We start from the raw sequence: 278 nt of genomic DNA on the forward strand, positions 1-278 counted from the left end.
GCTCGACGTGATCGAGCGCGAAGGCCTGGTCGCGAATGCGCAGCGCGTCGGCGCCTATCTGCGTGGCCGACTCACGCAGCTTGCGGACCGCCATGCGCTGATCGGCGACGTGCGCGGCGCCGGCTTCTTCGTCGGCGTCGAGCTGGTGACGGACCGCCAGGCGCGCACGCCGGCAACCGCCGAGACCGCCCGCCTCGTCAACGCGATGCGCGAGCGCGGCGTCCTGTTCAGCGCCACCGGCGAGCAGGCCAACACGCTGAAGATCCGCCCGCCACTCG

At 72.7% G+C, this 278-nt stretch carries 1 protein-coding gene; it reads left to right on the forward strand.

Features of this window, described 5'->3' with window-relative positions; translation table 11 throughout:
• The coding region (locus CVH10_RS19875) for an aminotransferase class III-fold pyridoxal phosphate-dependent enzyme (RefSeq protein WP_146143143.1) at positions 1–278 on the forward strand (278 nt) is incomplete at both ends.

Source organism: Halomonas sp. ND22Bw (assembly GCF_003011945.1).
GTDB lineage: Bacteria > Pseudomonadota > Gammaproteobacteria > Pseudomonadales > Halomonadaceae > Halomonas > Halomonas halophila.